Source organism: Sulfurimonas sp. SWIR-19 (genome assembly GCF_020410885.1).
Taxonomy (GTDB): Bacteria; Campylobacterota; Campylobacteria; order Campylobacterales; family Sulfurimonadaceae; genus Sulfurimonas; species Sulfurimonas sediminis.
In genome coordinates this window covers 681,277-696,758 of the sequence record NZ_CP084578.1, presented here as the reverse complement: position 1 = coordinate 696,758, position 15,482 = coordinate 681,277, and the positions used below count along the sequence as shown (strand labels likewise).

The following is a 15,482-nucleotide window of genomic DNA, read 5'->3' as shown; positions in this document are numbered from 1 at the left end:
ATTATGACCTCTAATCCATTTTCATTGACAAATCAATCCAGTTGGCCTGATGCACCAATGAACCTGAACTGATGGCATCTACTCCTGTTTTTGCATAAGACTCAATGGTCTCCAAAGAGATGTTTCCACTCGCTTCTAAAAGGATATGCGGATAGTTTTCGTTTCTAAAAGCCACAACCTCTTCCACCTGGGCCGGTGTCATATTATCACACATAACGATATCTGCCTGCGCCTGCATAGCCTCTTGTGCTATAAACAGTGTATCGGCCTCTACTTCAATTTTTGCAGTAAATGGAATAACCTTTCTTGCATTTGCTATATATCTTTGCAGGTTTTGAATTGTTTTGAGATGGGTGTCTTTTATCATCAGAGAGTCATCAAGTCCCATTCTGTGATTTACAGCACCGCCACAGCGTGTTGCATACTTTTCAAATATTCGTAACAATGGTCTTGTTTTTCTTGTGTCCAACAGTTTTACCCTGTACGGCTCTATTATTGCAACATATCTTCTTGTCAGTGTAGCAATGGAGCTTGCGTGTAAAAGCATATCTAAAACTGTTCTTTCACAGCGAAGCAGTGTATGAGAATCTGCTTCTAAAACCGCAATCGTTTCTCCACTGTGAAATGCCTGCTTGTCAGATTTCAACCATTGAACAGAAAAATTTTCAAGCTTTGCCAAAATGTCTATATATTTTTGCCCCGCAACAACACCATCACTTTTTGCTATGATTTTAGCACTTGCAGGTACCGCAGGCTCTACAAGTGCATATAAATCACCACGCCCCACATCTTCAGCCAAGGCTTCTTTTACAAACTGTTCTATCATAATGCCAACATTCGCTCTAATGCGATTTTTGCCCACTTTTGCGTTTTTGGATCAACTTCTATCTCGTTTATCGGCTCGCCCTCATCTATCGCTTTGAGTGTCAGATAGACATCTTCAAGCGTTGTTTCATTCATTGTCGGACATTCCGGTTTTGTGGAGCTTAAAACATAGGTATTTTTTGGTCGCAGTCGGTTTACCATATTAAACTCTGTTCCCACAGCTACTTTTTGATCTTCCGGGAGCTCTGTTATGTATTTGATAAGCTGTGAGGTTGAACCTACAAAATCACTGGCATCACAAACAGCCGGGTCACATTCGGGATGTGTTGCAATTTTTATACCCGGAAATTTTTTACGGTAAAAAGCTATATCATCGAGTGTAAAAAGCTGATGCACCGAGCAAAAACCGTCATAACAGATAATGTCTGCCTCTTTTGGATCACCAGCTTGTCCAATCACCATAGATTTGAGTCCCATCTGGTTGGCAATATTTTGTCCAAGACATCGATCGGGGACAAAAAGAATTTTCTTTCCCTCCTCCAATGCTGTTGTAATGATTTTTTTGGCATTCGAACTTGTACAGACCATTCCGCCCATCTCTCCGACTTTTGCTTTTACCTCAGCATTGGAATTTATGTAGGTGATTGGCAAAATATTTTCTTTGGCAATGCCGTTGTCTTCTAAAAATTTCACAGAATCATCATAATAAAGAGAATCAATCATGCGGGCCATTGCACAGCAGGCAATTTTTGGCATAACGACACGCTTGTCCGGTGAAAGAACTTTCACGCTCTGTCCCATAAATCCGACACCGCAAAAGAGTACAAATTCTGCATCATCTGCCATTGTTCTCATAGCCAATTCTAATGAATCGCCTGTAATATCAGCAAGTTCAAACACTTCATCACGCTGATAAAAGTGTGCAACAACTGTGACACTCAGTTTTTCTTTGAGCTCGGAAATTCGCTTTTTTAATTCATCATTTGTTAACTGCAAAAAATCATCCTGTTTACTATAATTTTATTATTATGCAATTATATCAAAATATATTTAGCATAAAAACTGTAGAATGCTGTCACTCAAATAATTTAAGGTAATTTATGGATTTTTTATTTAATATCAATGTACAGTTTTATATTGCTGCATATCTCATTGGAGGTATTCCTTTTGGTCTTTTGCTTGCAAAGAAATTTGCAGGTGTTGATGTCAAGTCAGCAGGAAGCGGCAGTATCGGTGCTACAAATGTTTTACGCGTTGTCAAGGAAAAAAATCCGGATCTGGCAAAAAAACTCGGTATTGCAACTCTTGTATTGGATGCACTCAAAGGTGTCAGCGTTTTGGCTGTTGCCTACTTCATGGGGCTTGACGAATCCGTTTTATGGGCTATTGCTGTTTTGGCAGTTTTGGGTCATTGCTTTTCTCCCTATCTTGGATTTGAAGGAGGCAAAGGTATTGCAACAGGCATGGGTGTTATGATGTTTCTTTTACCGCTGGAGACAACCATTGCTCTTGTTGTGTGGCTTGTTATGGCTAAAACAGTCCGTATCTCTTCTGTCTCTTCCCTCACGGGTGTTTTGTCTTTGCTTGTTGCAAGTTTTATCATTCATCCGAATATGCCGCATGCACCGGTTGTATTTATTGTATTTATCCTGTTTTACAAACATATCCCTAATATCATTCGTGTCATCAAGGGCGAAGAAAAAAGAGTCATATAAATTGAAAATTCATATAGAAGCGTTACACTTTACATGTATCATCGGTATTTTGGAGCATGAAAGACAAAATGAGCAAAAAGTCATTATTGATGTTACAATAGAGTATGATTTTGAGGATAATGTTTTTATAAACTATGCGGAGGTGGCAGAATTCATAAAAACAGATATGCAAAACAAAAAATTTTTACTTATTGAAGATGCGCTTCATGATTTGAGCAGAGACCTTAAAAATAAATTTTCAAAAATAAATACTCTTTATCTGAAAATAACAAAACCCTCCATTTTACCCGACTGCAAGGTCAGTGTAAGCAATATTACAAACTTCCAATCTTAATCCTAACTTCATTTTTTTTTAAAAAAAATTGAAAAAAACTTTAAAGTAACCTAAATTTATGCTATTATTCCACCAAATATTTAAGCACAGGAAAGAATTAATGCGTATATTAATTATAGAAGACGAAGTAACATTAAACAAAATGTTAGCAGAAGGACTCAAAGAATTTGGTTACCAAAGTGATGTAGTAGAGACATTAAAAGATGGTGAATACTATTTAGACATCCGTAACTATGATTTGGTTCTGATGGACTGGATGCTTCCGGACGGAAATTCAGTAGATATCATAGGTGATATCAAAACAAAAACTCCTAAGACAGTTGTTGTTGTTATTTCAGCCAGAGATGATAATGAAAGTGAAATCGAAGCACTGCGCGCCGGTGCTGATGACTATATAAGAAAACCTTTTGATTTTGATGTATTGATCGCTCGTATTGAAGCGCGTTTACGTTTTGGCGGAAGCAATATTATAGAGATTGAAGACTTGACAATTAATCCTGAAGAAGAAAAAATCACTTATAAAGAGACTGAAATAGAACTCAAAGGAAAACCTTTTGAAGTACTGACTCACCTTGCACGTCATCGCGATCAAATTGTTTCCAAAGAACAGCTTCTTGACGCTATCTGGGAAGAGCCTGAACTCGTTACACCAAATGTCATTGAAGTAGCAATCAATCAGATTCGACAAAAAATGGACAAACCATTATCAATCACTACTATAGAAACTGTACGTCGTCGAGGCTACCGCTTCTGCTTTCCAAAAGAAATCTAATAAAATTTTAAATAATGATATAATTTCATAAAAATATTTATGGGGTTGTATCATGTTCTCTTCACGAAGCATTCGGACAAACTTTTTAATCAAACTTATATTTTCATCACTGACCCTCATTATTATCTTTTCATCTCTGCTCTATTTTTATATAGAAAAATCAATATATGATGAAAAAAAAGAGGAATTGGTACAATATGCCAAAAATATTTCTGCATACAAATCAGTTTTTCAGACAGATGAATCAATGGGAGAGAACTTTTTCTCTTTAAATGTCGGTATCATTAATTTAAAAAATTCTCATACCGGTATGGATGTCTATGAAACTTCTCAGAACAATCATACTTTTTTAACGCTCATCTATCCGTTTAACCTTGATGATAAAAGCTATCTGAAAATCACAAAAGATATCACACAGACAAAACATCTTCTGAAAAAAATTCAAAGATATATCTTTGTTATCAATATAGCAAGTATCCTGCTTGTTATTATCTATGCTATTACCTTGTCTAAAATGCTTATTGCTCCTATTCAGACATTTTCAAACAAACTGGCAAATATGAATGAGCATCTCATCACAGAGATAGATATGAAAAAACTTCCTAAAGAGTTTGAACCTTTGGGAGCAACGCTCAACCATCTGATTTTAAGAATTGAAAATTTTGTCAAATATCAAAAAGAGCTTTTTATAGGAACCGCACATGAATTAAAAACTCCCCTGGCGGTTATAAAATTAAAAAACCAGGTAACTCTCATAAAAAAACGCTCACCCGAGGAGTATATAGAAGCTATAAAAACAACAAATAAAACTGTAGATGAAATGAATATAATTATAACAAACATACTCAACATAGGCCGTCAGGAAGGTGCACAGCTTGACAGACCTGTAGAGGTGGATGTCATAGCATTTTTAAAACAAAAAGCGAATGACTTCAAACTTCTTGCCGAAAACGAGGGCAAACAGCTGCATATGGATTTTAAACCCGACGGATTTATGGCAACCCTGCAGATAAGTCTTTTAAACCAGATTCTGCAAAACTTTTTGCAAAATGCCATTAAATTTACTCCCAAGGACAAATCTATCATACTCAGAAGCTCACAGGATGATGTCGGATTACTGATAGAGGTGGTAGACGAAGGGTGTGGAATTGATGACAGCATAGATTTATTTGCACCGTTTAAGCGTCAAGGAAACAAATCCGGCGTCGGGCTTGGTCTTTTCTTGGCAAAAAGCGCCGCAGATGCCTTAGGTGCGAAAATAAGCATAAGCAACAGAAAAGACGGAATTGACGGAACAGTTGCATCTTTGCAACTCAATTCTAAATTATCCTGTATAATTCCAAAGAAGAGGTAATCTTTCAAAAATAATAAAGCTTTAATTTGCTATAAATCGTCAGATTAAAAAATAAATATAAAATATAAGGTTTTTGAATATGGCTTTAATAATAAATGATGAATGTATAGCATGTGATGCATGTAGAGAAGAATGTCCTACCCTGGCAATAGAAGAAGGTGACCCGATTTACTATATTGACCCTGACAGATGTACTGAGTGTGTCGGCATATATGATGAACCTGCCTGTATATCTGTTTGTCCTGTTGACTGCATAGTGCCGGATAAAGACAATGTTGAAACTGTGGCAGAACTGCAGTTTAAATATAAAAATTTAGAAATAGAAGAGTAGTTCTTTGGCAAAGCGTGTTGCGATCATAGATATAGGCTCCAATTCAGTGAGAATGGTGATATATGAGAAAGTATCACGTTTTGCTTTTCATTTGCTTCATGAAGAGAAGTCAAAAGTCAGAATTTCTGAAGATGCCTACAAACACGGCGGAGCTCTGCAAAAGATCCCTATGCAAAGAGCCTTTGATGCACTGAGTGACTTTATACAGATCAGTAACTCTTTCAAAGCAAACAAACTCTTTTGTGTTGCGACTTCGGCACTCAGAGATGCCCCCAATAAAAAAGATTTTTTACAAAAAGTAAAAAAAGAACTCAAACTCAATATAAAAATTATCAGTGGTGAAAAAGAAGCGTACTTCGGAGGCATTGCCTGTGCCAATCTTTTGCCAATGCAGGAGAATGCACTCAGCATAGATATAGGAGGAGGTTCTACTGAGCTTGCCTATATAGACAAAAACAATGTTTCGCATCCTCTGTCTCTAAAACTTGGAACAGTGCGTCTTAAAGAGCTTTATTTTGATGCTGATGACATAGAAGGTGCCATCAGGTATATTGACGAACAACTACAAATGCTTCCTGCGATGAAAGTTGAAACACTCATCGGAATCGGCGGAACATTTCGGGCAATATCGAGCTCTGTCATGAAGAGAGAAACATATCCGCTGAATAAACTTCACGCTTATGAATTTAAGGTCACTGTTTTGCAGGAGTTTATAGAAGAACTGCTCAATGCAAAAAGCAACAAAGAACTTAAAAGCCTTTTTATCAACAGCAACAGATTTGATGTCATTAAACCCGGTACGCTTATTCTACAAAGACTTATCAAAAAGATAAATATCTCAAAAGTGATTACAAGCGGTGTAGGTGTACGAGAGGGTGTGTATCTAAGTGATTTGCTAAGGAATTCCAAACATAAATTTCCGCACAATTACAATACCTCCGTGCGCTACATTATAGACTCGCATATAAAAGACAGGCAGTTTTCAAATAATTTAAGCTTATTGGCTAAAAAACTCTTTGATTTAACCCATGAATATTTCGGTATAGATTACAAATACAGATACAATCTTGCCTTAGCCGCAAAATTATATCCCGCAGGAAGCAGTGTCCATTTTTATTCCCAAAACAAGCATACCTATTATTTGATAAAAAGTGCCCTGGAGTTTGGTTTCAGACATCACGATATCATGCTCATTGCCACATTGACCAAGTACGCTAAGAACAAACTGCCATCGAGTACCCATTTACAACTCTACAAAAAACTGCTTCCCAAAGAACAGGTTACGAAAACACTCAGTTTTCTGCTCTCTTTAAGCATAGCCCTCTTAAGCCACAGGCCAAGAAACCTGGATTTTGAACTGCAGTTTGAGAAAAACACTTTACATGTAAACTCTTCCAAAAAGCTTTATCTTTCAAAAGAGGCAGTGGCAAAACTCGAATGCGAACATCAAAAATTTAAAGTCTTATTCTAAAATCTCTGCCCCATTGTAAACTCAAAGTTTGCAGTCTGGTCACCATCCTGAGGGTTTATCGGACGGGCAAACATTAGCTGAATCGGACCGACAGGAGAGAACCATTCCAATCCGAGTCCGTAGCCGGCTCTTGAAATATTGTTGGTTAGTAAATTATTTGTTACATTATCCGAAATCATTCCCCAGTCTGCAAAAGCCACTATACGCATTTTTGCCTTGGGTATCAAAGGCATACTCAACTCTATATTGTTTGAAAAAGTTTGTGTTCCGCCCACTCTTCTTATTCCGTCAATTCCGGTAGCATCTGCTACGGTTGGAGAAAGTGTATATGCCTGGTAGCCTCGCACACTTCCAATCCCGCCCATATAAAATTTTTCGGCAAGAGGAATGTATCCGTTGTCTATAATTGCATAATATCTGGCTTTGTATCTAAAAATAGCATCAAATCCAAGCAGATCCTGAAGTCCATAGTATTTGGCAAAATTTGTTCTTGCCTTTATAAAGTTGGCCGTACCGCCAAGCCCTGATTTTTCAAGACTCTGGGACAATTCAAATCCTTTACGAGGAAGATAAAAATCATCAGTATTATCCCATTTTATACTCACAGAGACACTGCTTTTTGTAAAAGCTTCAAACGGATTTATCCCGCCATATACAGAAGCATTGAAGTCATCTCCAAAAGTATAACTGTTACTTGAATAAGCATATCCCAGATAACCGCTGATATAACGTGTAAACCTGTGTCCTATTCCCATACTCACACCATTGCTTACAACAGAATAATCAATATAATCAAAAGCTGACTGATAAATAGAAAAATTTCCACTGAAATCACTGTCATTGAGACGAGGATTCGAAATATTAAAAGAGTAGTTCTGTGTTGTCTGAGACTTTTCAGCCTTTACTCCGACATTAATTCCCGAACCCCAAACATTTCTGTCATTGATGCCTATACTGAGCAAAAGTCCGCCAAAACTTCCATATCCACCACCCAGCTGAATATTTCCGGTTGGTGCTTCTTTGACTTTTACAATCAAATCCATAGTCTTGTTGTCAATTCTTTTTTCCTCAATTGTATTACCATCAAAAAAACCAAGCCTTCCAAGTGCTGCACGGGAATCAGTCAGATCTGTCAATGAATATATATCATTCGGGCCCAAATACAACTCTCGGCGAATCACCCTGTCAAGTGTTCTGTTATTGCCAGAAATCAATACATTTCTGATTCTTACTTTTTCGCCGGGCAGAACTTTAAACACCACTTCAACTGTATGGTTTTCTTTGTCTTTTTTCAAGTCAGGCACTACCTGAACAAAGGCATAGCCCAAATCTGCAACAAGTGTTTTAATTTTCTTTGAATCTTCTCTAAAAGTTTTGATATTGAAAGTTTCATCTTTTTTCAGAGAGATGGCATCTCGCAATTTTGCATCATCTGCAACATGGACAAGTTGATTGACAGAAATTTTACTTATTTTATACGGTTTGCCTTCTGAAATCAGATAACTCATATCAGCGCTGTAGTTATCAAAATCAACCCGGACAAAAGGTTCATCAACTTTGGCATCCAGATATCCGTACTGCATATAATAGTCACGTATTCTCAGGTTGTCATATTCCAAATCTCTCAGACTCATTTTACCGTCATTCTGTCCCCAGAACCAACCCATAAATTCTTGCTCTTTGTTGGCTATAACATCATCAAAATCATCCGGATCCAAACCGTAAACACCACTGTATTGTAATTTTTTTATAATGATTTCTTCGCCTTCATTCACAACAAAAGTAATTTTTACACTTCCGTTTTCCAAATAGGTCGTTTCAACTTCTACAACACTGTCAATTTTGCCTTCTTGCGAAATTGCGTCAATGATTCTTTTTTTGGCAGCTTCAATTTTCTTTTCATCATATAACGACCCTTTTTTGATTTGAATGACAGACTCTTTGACCTCATCATCATCTTCTTTCCAGCCCTTCAGTTCCACCTTGGATATAATTGCTTTTTCTTTAAAATAAAAAGTCAGTTTTCCCTTCTCGTCAAATTCTGTCCAGATATCATTAAAATAGCCTTGGTCAAAATATTTTTTAATCGCTTTGTCAACCATCTCTTTGTCTATGTCATCACCTTCGCCAAATCCTAAAATTCTCAAGGCAACCGGCTTGGAAAGGTGGATTAATCCATTATAGTCAATAGTTTTCACTACACGCGCATATATATTGGTTGTCAACACAACCAGTAAAAAAGACAAAAGTATTTTCATTCATATTCCATTTAAAAAATTAGTAAAGATTTTACCCATTATGTGGTTAATATTAAGTAAATTCAGTATAATTTTACAAATTAACAGAAAGAATAAACATGAATATAGCAATTATTGGATTAGGTTTGATGGGAGGTTCCCTTGCCCTTTCATTAAAAAAACAAAATTATGTTGACTCTATTGTAGGTTATGACCATAATCAAAAGCATACACAGGACGCACTTTGCCTTGGACTCGTAGATAAAATAGTCTCTTTTGAAGAGGTCAAAAAGTGTGATGTTATTTTTCTTGCCATTCCTGTCAACGGTGTGATCAAAATCTTAAAAGAACTGACGGATGTCGGTCCGGATACAACTATAATTGATTTAGGCAGTACAAAAGAAAAAATTGTTGCCTCTGTCCCGCCACAGATACGCAAAAACTTTGTTGCGGCACATCCAATGACCGGAACAGAAAACTTCGGTCCGCATGCCGCAGTTGAAAATCTTTACTACGACAAGGTTGTTGTTTTATGCGATCTAGAAGAGAGTGGAGAACTGCAGACAAAGGTTGCCAAAAAAATATTTAAATCGCTGCATATGAAAAAACATTTTATGAAGTCTCATGAGCATGACCGTCATGCCGCTTTCATTTCACATATGCCCCATGCCATCTCCTATTCTATTGCCAACACTGTGTTAAAGCAGGAAAACAAGCATACCATCCTGGCCTTGGCTGCAGGTGGGTTTCGCTCCATGAGTCGTCTGGCAAAGAGTTCTCCCTATATGTGGGAAGATATTTTCAGACAGAACAAAGAGAATCTGCTTGAAGCCATAGAACTCTTTGAAACAGAGCTTACAAACCTCAAACAAAACATTCAAAACGAAGAGTGGGACAAAGTCCATCAGGAGATGGCCAATGCCAACAAACTGCATGATATCCTGGACTAGGATATATCATATTTTTTCAGCAGCTCTTTGACAAGCTTTTTATCTATCTTCTCTTTTTTTGAAGAGTAAAGATTAGCTTCCAAAATATCTACAACTTTTCTCACTTCCTCATCTTTGTCTTTGTACGGCAGCAGTTTTATAAGTAACAGCTTCTCATCATTGAGATTCAATATTCTCTCTTTTTTCAAAAATTTTACCGGTTTTGCAAACATCATAATCAATATTCCTATGATTACTCCCGCAACAAAAGCTATACCAATGGAAAGTTTGTCATAAACTTTTGGTCTGTTCTTTACATGTAAAGGCTGTTCAGTGGTTTGTGCAGACGCTTCTCTTTTTATTTTCAATGCTGTTTTTTTTACCGCACCGTTTACTTTGATATGAATCGGTTGTGTAGAGATTTTTTCTACCCGTTTTGTTTTCAAATTGTAAAATGCCAGTGAAAAAGGAGGAATGGTAAAATCTTTATCTGAAACAAAGGCTAACTTTTGTGTCAGAGTATTGCCTTTGATATTTATTTTCTCATCAAAAACATTTACACCCGGTATATAGGGTTTAAAACTCTTAATATCTTCCAAATTCCCTTCACCTCTAACTTTGACAGTGACATTTACTGCTTCATTAGGATTAATCTGTAATTTGTCTGCAGTCGCTTCAATTGTAAAGTTTCCGACTATTTTTGCATTATTAGGCAAAGGCTTTACATGTAACTCCACTGGATTTGAAAAATAGCTTTTCCATTTTATCTGAGGCATAAACCCTCCCCAGACATCCCGTGAAGAGATTCTTGTCGCAATTTTGAGCTGTGCCGGTTTTATGGTCAGGTTTCCTTCTCTTTGCGGAGCCAGTCTGTAGCTTGCTTTTGTGATGATAAATCCGTCTTTTTCAGTTCTTGTTGCCTGTGATTCGCCTTTGATCCAGAAGCCTTTGAAATCCGGCGCTATAAATTTACTGTCAACGGCTTCGGCATCTTTTTTCTGTTTCAGCACCAGGTTAAGTGTAAACGGTTCCCCCACAAACAATTCTGTTTTTGAGGGAATCAAATTCAGTACAAAATCGGCATTTTTATCCTGTACTGCCGGCTTTACCGTCACTTTTACACTGTTGGAACGCTCTGTTTTTCCATCCACTTCAACATTTACTGGCTCTATCACACAGCTTTTTTGCGGCATAAACTGGTAACTCAGTACATAGCTTTTTTTATAATCATTGTTTATCATCTCAATACTTGTCTGAGAACTTGTCCCCAAAACATTGCTGCCACATATGGTGCTGATAAGCGGTTTGTTGACTTCACCCCCTGTGATTGTCAGGGTATAGGTTGCGACTTCTCCACTGACAACACTTTTAGGATATACCTTCGCCACAACCTTCGCATATACTGCCGTTACAAGCAGACTAAAAATTATTATTATTTTACCAAGGTTTTTCATTGCTGTTTTCCTTCTTCTTGTTACTTTGGTTTAATCTGTATAAATACGTACTTTGTTCATTATTGAGGCTTTTGAGCCATTTTGCCTCTTCGGCATCACTCATCCTGTTTTTCATTTTTTCTGCCTGTGCAGCCGATACGGAAGCAGGCTTCTTTTTGTCTTTTTTCTGTTTTTTCTCAGCACTTTTTTGCTGGGATTTTTGTTTGCGTTCTTTTTCTTTCTTCTCTGTTTGCTTTGCATTTTTTTGTTTTTCAGCATTCTTTTTTTGCTGCTTTTTCTCGTCTTCGCTCGGCTTTTGAGATTTTCTCTGCTCACTCTTTTGGTCTTTTTTATTGTCTTGATGCTGTTTGTTCTTTTGCTCTTTATTATCCTGCTTTTTCTCGTTCTTTTTGTTATCTTGACTTTTCTGGTTCTGCTGGTTTTTTTGATTCTTCTGCTGCTGTTTTTTCTGATTTTTGTTTTTCTGGTTTTTGTTTTTCTGCTGCTGTTTCTTTTGTTGCTGTTTTTTCTTTAACGCTTTTTTTACAGCTTCAAGGTTTTCTCTTGTATCTTTGTCTTCATGAAGTTTCAAAGATGTTTTATACGCTTCAATCGCCTTTTTTAAACTTGCTTCATCACCTATCTTAGCATAAGCATTTCCCATATTCGCAAAATTCCTTGCGCGTGAAACCTTATCATTAAATGTTGCTTTTTCATAGTTCTTTATAGCTTCTTTATATTTTCCTTCTTTATATAAAGCATTACCTACATTATAAAAGCTCTCATTATGATTGGTATTTTTAGCATATTCATCATATATCTTGGCAGATTTTGCATAATTTTTTTGCTCATATGCTTTTTTTGCTTTATCAAGTTGTATAAAATCTAACAGTCCCGCATGTGAGGCAGAACTATTAAAAAGCAATAAGCCCAATATAAACAATCCAGGCACCTCAACTTTTACCCGTTTGCTCATAGAAGATGTTGCTATAAGCAATAACAGAAGTGCCAGACCCAAAGGATAATAAAACAATGGTATGTACTTTTCAATCTTCTCAGACTTCAGCTCTTTTTTCTTGCTGTGACGCTCAATCTCTTGAAGCATTGCTTTGACATCGGCATCAGAATTGACGCTTTCAATGTAGACACCGCCTGTTTTTGTTGCCAAATCTGCAATTTTATCATTGAGTTTTGAGACAATGATTTTTCCGTTTTGTTTGATAAACTCTCCATTTTTAAGCTTTATCGGTGCTCCCTGCGGTGTGCCGACACCAAGTACAAAGACAGCTATGTCATGCTTTTTGGCAAAAGCAATCTCTTGAGAAAAGTCTTTTTTGTCTCCGCCGTCACTCAATATCAGCAAATATTTTTTTGCATCTTGTTTTATACTTTTATCGACTACCTGCAGCATCGACATAAAATCTGTGCCCTGCTCTGTAATAGAATTCGTGTTAAGTTTTTTAAGTAAAAAAGCAACTGCTTCATGATCAAAACTCAGCGGTGAAACCAGATAGGAGTTTTTTGCAAAGGCAATCACACCGATACGCTCATTTGGTGCCAGATGCAACAGTTCCAGAGCCTTTTGTTTTGCCAGTTTCAAACGGTTCGGATAGACATCTTCTGCCAACATAGAATCTGATATATCCAAAGCTATCATAATGTCAGCACTCTTAGCCGTCACTTCAATCTTTCCGTCTTTGATGACAGGACCGGCCAAAGCAATTGTCATCAAAACAGCAATCAGAAAAAAGAGTGCATTTCTTGCTTTGAGTGTCAAAGTGTTTGAAGAGACTCTGAGTCTTTGCATCACCTCACTTGAAAAAAATGTTGCATGCGACTCTTTTTGTGTAAGCAACAGCCCAAAGAGTATAATAATTAACGGTAACATATAGTAAAGAAATTCCGGATGTAAAAAACTCATATTACACTCCCTCTTTTATTTCGTAAATAGACATAAAGCAACAGAGACAACAATGCTATAAAGAGCGGATAAAAATAGTAGTAGTTTTTATAGGAAAAGGTCTCATTTTTTATCTCTGATTTTTCCAGTGCATCAATTTTTTCATAGACCTCTTTAAGCTGTGAGGCATTTGCTGCACCAAAGGCAACACCGCCTGTCTCTTTTGCTATTTTCATAAGCACGGCTCTGTTGTACTCATCAGGAGCGCCTATCCCTATCGGATAAACTTTTACACCCTCTTTTTTGGCAATATCCAGCGCAACATCCAGAGGAATTTTGTCCACTCCTGCAGTAGAGTAGCCGTCTGTAAGCAAAATAGCCACTTTTGATTTTGCCTTGCTCATTTTCAACAGGTTCACTCCCTGTGCCAACGCTTCATACAGGGCTGTATATTTTCCCGCCATGCCTACTTCAAGCTGAGCAACAATGCGGGAGAGTATATGCTTGTCATAGGTTAGCGGTGAAGCAATAAAAGAGTAGGAACCAAAAACGACAAGTCCCATATTGTCATTTTCTCTTTTGTTTATAAAATCCCGTACAATTGATTTCACAACATCAAAGCGTGATGCAGCAGGGTTGAGCGGGTCAAACCCACGCTCTTTCATAGAGCCCGAAGCATCCAAAATCAATGCTATTTCATGCCCGTGTTTTGGCTTCAACTCATACGGTTCGTCTTTTACAGGAGACATAAGTGCCAAAATCATCATAACAATTGTGAGCCATTTCAAAAAGAAAAGCAGTTTTGATGCAGACACATTACTCTTCATAAACTGTGATGCATGCGGAAAGTAAATTGAAGGCAGCTTCATTTTACAAAGTGTTTCACATGCTATAAAAAAGAATATAACAAACAGTAGTTTTGGAAATTCGAAATATATGCCATCAAACATCTATCATTCCCTTGTATAACTCTATTACATGTAAAGTATCTGTATCAAAATCTTCTACATTTTTTTTATATTTGTATTTTTCCAGTTTTTCCAACATATTTTCATAGGCTTTTAAATGACGTTCACTGTCATCTTTAAAAGTTGCTCCGTAAAATGTTAAATCATATGCCGCTTTTTTCGGATTTGAATAATCTAGAGAAAAGAGCCTCTTATAATGCTCTGCTCTTTTGTTATATTTTTTCCTGTTTTGCATCCATTTGTATGCCAAATATATAAAACCCGAAAGTATCAGAACAACTAACAGGCTCACTCCGATAAGATAATATAAAGAGTACTCATGTATCTCTATAAGCGGCTTAATATCATGCAAAGGAATTTCATTTTGTTGTAGATTTTGCATCTATCTGCCCTCAAATAATCGTCGTAAGGAAACACCGATTTTTCCGTCTGTATAGATCTTTGTAAATCGAATCTGGTGTTTTCTGAATGTTGCATAAAGTTTTCTGTCATGCACTAAAACTTTTTTCGCATACTCTTTGACTGTTTGTGCATTAAAATCACCTTCCAAAACAGCACCGCTCTCAGGATCTACCAAAGAGGTAAAACCCATCTCCGGCGGTCTCTCTTCAAGCCTGTCACGCACAATGACAGCCACTACTTCATGTTTTTTTGCCAATACTTTAAAATCAGGGATTTCAAAAAAATCACCGACAATGACAATCAGAGACTTTCGTTTGAGTCTTTTAAACAAAGTGTCTGCCAAAACTTTGTAATCTGCTTTTTTGTTCAAAGGATCAAAATTTAAAATCTCATCTATACTTTTATGCACCTGAAAAAGTTTTTTACTCGGTTTTAAAAAAGACTCCAGCTGTTCACTGAAGATGTATGAACTCACCAAATCCCCGTTTTTAATAGCAGAAAAGCTCAGCATCGCCGTCACTTCGGCAATAACATCCTGCTTAAACCGTTTGGAACCGAAATAAACACTGCCGTTAAGCATAGAAGCAATAACAATATTTAATTCTCTCTCTTCTCGAAATATTTTAATATAAGGCTTTTGCAGTTTTGCCGTGATATTCCAGTCTATATGTCGGATGTCGTCACCGGGCATATATTCACGAAGTTCTATAAAATCATAGCCCTCGCCTTGAAAAATGGAGGGGTTGTTTCCAACCATCTCGCTAAAAACCTGACGGCGTGCCCGTACAAGTATTTTTTGTAGTTTGCTCAT

15 protein-coding genes are annotated in these 15,482 nt (G+C 37.0%); 7 read left to right on the top strand and 8 right to left on the bottom strand.

What is annotated here, in order from left to right:
• Window positions 1–10: 10 nt before the first annotated feature.
• Together nadC and nadA are read right to left on the bottom strand one after the other, a co-directional pair.
• Window positions 11–826: a carboxylating nicotinate-nucleotide diphosphorylase gene (gene nadC, locus LCX93_RS03650; RefSeq protein ID WP_226068617.1), complete on the bottom strand. Its 816-nt coding sequence runs from the start codon at window positions 824–826 to the stop codon at window positions 11–13.
• On the bottom strand, window positions 823–1,821 hold the full coding sequence (gene nadA / locus LCX93_RS03645; RefSeq protein ID WP_226068615.1) for a quinolinate synthase NadA: 999 nt from the start codon (window positions 1,819–1,821) through the stop codon (window positions 823–825). Before nadA ends, nadC begins: the two co-directional genes overlap by 4 nt.
• 104 nt (window positions 1,822–1,925) lie before the next feature.
• Between nadA and plsY the strand changes: the two genes are divergently transcribed.
• From plsY to LCX93_RS03615, 6 genes are all read left to right on the top strand, one after another.
• Window positions 1,926–2,540: a glycerol-3-phosphate 1-O-acyltransferase PlsY gene (gene plsY / locus LCX93_RS03640; protein WP_226068606.1), complete on the top strand. Its 615-nt coding sequence runs from the start codon at window positions 1,926–1,928 to the stop codon at window positions 2,538–2,540.
• Between the two features lies 1 nt (window position 2,541).
• Window positions 2,542–2,874, top strand: coding sequence for a dihydroneopterin aldolase (locus tag LCX93_RS03635; RefSeq protein ID WP_226068604.1), 333 nt, complete (start codon window positions 2,542–2,544; stop codon window positions 2,872–2,874).
• Between the two features lie 100 nt (window positions 2,875–2,974).
• A complete protein-coding gene (hsrA, locus tag LCX93_RS03630) occupies window positions 2,975–3,646 on the top strand; it encodes a homeostatic response regulator transcription factor HsrA (protein WP_151900802.1) in 672 nt (223 codons plus the stop codon).
• A 52-nt stretch (window positions 3,647–3,698) separates the two neighbouring features.
• Window positions 3,699–5,000, top strand: coding sequence for a sensor histidine kinase (locus LCX93_RS03625; RefSeq protein WP_226068602.1), 1,302 nt, complete (start codon window positions 3,699–3,701; stop codon window positions 4,998–5,000).
• 79 nt (window positions 5,001–5,079) lie between these two features.
• Window positions 5,080–5,331, top strand: coding sequence for a YfhL family 4Fe-4S dicluster ferredoxin (locus LCX93_RS03620; RefSeq protein ID WP_151900803.1), 252 nt, complete (start codon window positions 5,080–5,082; stop codon window positions 5,329–5,331).
• A 4-nt stretch (window positions 5,332–5,335) separates the two neighbouring features.
• Window positions 5,336–6,802, top strand: coding sequence for a Ppx/GppA phosphatase family protein (locus tag LCX93_RS03615; RefSeq protein WP_226068595.1), 1,467 nt, complete (start codon window positions 5,336–5,338; stop codon window positions 6,800–6,802).
• Here the strand turns inward: LCX93_RS03615 and bamA are convergent.
• Window positions 6,799–9,060 (bottom strand): outer membrane protein assembly factor BamA, encoded by a 2,262-nt coding sequence (gene bamA / locus LCX93_RS03610; protein WP_226068593.1) that lies wholly within the window; start codon window positions 9,058–9,060, stop codon window positions 6,799–6,801. The genes LCX93_RS03615 and bamA overlap by 4 nt on opposite strands.
• A gap of 98 nt (window positions 9,061–9,158) precedes the next feature.
• On the opposite strand from bamA, the gene LCX93_RS03605 reads away from it, so the two are divergent.
• Window positions 9,159–9,989, top strand: coding sequence for a prephenate dehydrogenase (locus tag LCX93_RS03605; RefSeq protein WP_193151428.1), 831 nt, complete (start codon window positions 9,159–9,161; stop codon window positions 9,987–9,989).
• On the opposite strand, the gene LCX93_RS03600 is transcribed toward LCX93_RS03605, so the two are convergent.
• From LCX93_RS03600 to LCX93_RS03580, 5 genes are read right to left on the bottom strand one after another with little or no spacing between them, the layout of a single operon-like run.
• On the bottom strand, window positions 9,986–11,422 hold the full coding sequence (locus LCX93_RS03600) for a BatD family protein (RefSeq protein WP_226068591.1): 1,437 nt from the start codon (window positions 11,420–11,422) through the stop codon (window positions 9,986–9,988). The genes LCX93_RS03605 and LCX93_RS03600 overlap by 4 nt on opposite strands.
• Window positions 11,406–13,322 carry a VWA domain-containing protein gene (locus tag LCX93_RS03595; RefSeq protein ID WP_226068590.1) on the bottom strand — a complete coding sequence of 639 codons (1,917 nt, stop codon included), beginning with the start codon at window positions 13,320–13,322 and terminating at the stop codon, window positions 11,406–11,408. Before LCX93_RS03595 ends, LCX93_RS03600 begins: the two co-directional genes overlap by 17 nt.
• Window positions 13,319–14,251 (bottom strand): vWA domain-containing protein, encoded by a 933-nt coding sequence (locus tag LCX93_RS03590; RefSeq protein ID WP_151900809.1) that lies wholly within the window; start codon window positions 14,249–14,251, stop codon window positions 13,319–13,321. The genes LCX93_RS03595 and LCX93_RS03590 overlap by 4 nt, the downstream gene beginning before the upstream one ends.
• Entirely contained in the window at window positions 14,244–14,651 is a 408-nt protein-coding gene (locus LCX93_RS03585; protein ID WP_226068588.1) for a hypothetical protein, read from the bottom strand. The genes LCX93_RS03590 and LCX93_RS03585 overlap by 8 nt, the downstream gene beginning before the upstream one ends.
• Window positions 14,652–15,482 (bottom strand): DUF58 domain-containing protein, encoded by an 831-nt coding sequence (locus tag LCX93_RS03580; RefSeq protein WP_226068586.1) that lies wholly within the window; start codon window positions 15,480–15,482, stop codon window positions 14,652–14,654.

Excerpts from the sequence above, each read along its gene's own strand:
- nadC (WP_226068617.1), bottom strand. The coding sequence starts at position 826 with ATGATAGAACAGTTTGTAAAAGAAGCCTTGGCTGAAGATGTGGGGCGT.
- plsY (WP_226068606.1), top strand. The coding sequence starts at position 1,926 with ATGGATTTTTTATTTAATATCAATGTACAGTTTTATATTGCTGCATAT.
- hsrA (WP_151900802.1), top strand. The coding sequence starts at position 2,975 with ATGCGTATATTAATTATAGAAGACGAAGTAACATTAAACAAAATGTTA.
- LCX93_RS03625 (WP_226068602.1), top strand. The coding sequence starts at position 3,699 with ATGTTCTCTTCACGAAGCATTCGGACAAACTTTTTAATCAAACTTATA.
- LCX93_RS03620 (WP_151900803.1), top strand. The coding sequence starts at position 5,080 with ATGGCTTTAATAATAAATGATGAATGTATAGCATGTGATGCATGTAGA.
- bamA (WP_226068593.1), bottom strand. The coding sequence starts at position 9,060 with ATGAAAATACTTTTGTCTTTTTTACTGGTTGTGTTGACAACCAATATA.
- LCX93_RS03605 (WP_193151428.1), top strand. The coding sequence starts at position 9,159 with ATGAATATAGCAATTATTGGATTAGGTTTGATGGGAGGTTCCCTTGCC.
- LCX93_RS03600 (WP_226068591.1), bottom strand. The coding sequence starts at position 11,422 with ATGAAAAACCTTGGTAAAATAATAATAATTTTTAGTCTGCTTGTAACG.
- LCX93_RS03595 (WP_226068590.1), bottom strand. The coding sequence starts at position 13,322 with ATGAGTTTTTTACATCCGGAATTTCTTTACTATATGTTACCGTTAATT.
- LCX93_RS03590 (WP_151900809.1), bottom strand. The coding sequence starts at position 14,251 with ATGTTTGATGGCATATATTTCGAATTTCCAAAACTACTGTTTGTTATA.
- LCX93_RS03585 (WP_226068588.1), bottom strand. The coding sequence starts at position 14,651 with ATGCAAAATCTACAACAAAATGAAATTCCTTTGCATGATATTAAGCCG.
- LCX93_RS03580 (WP_226068586.1), bottom strand. The coding sequence starts at position 15,482 with ATGAGCAAACTACAAAAAATACTTGTACGGGCACGCCGTCAGGTTTTT.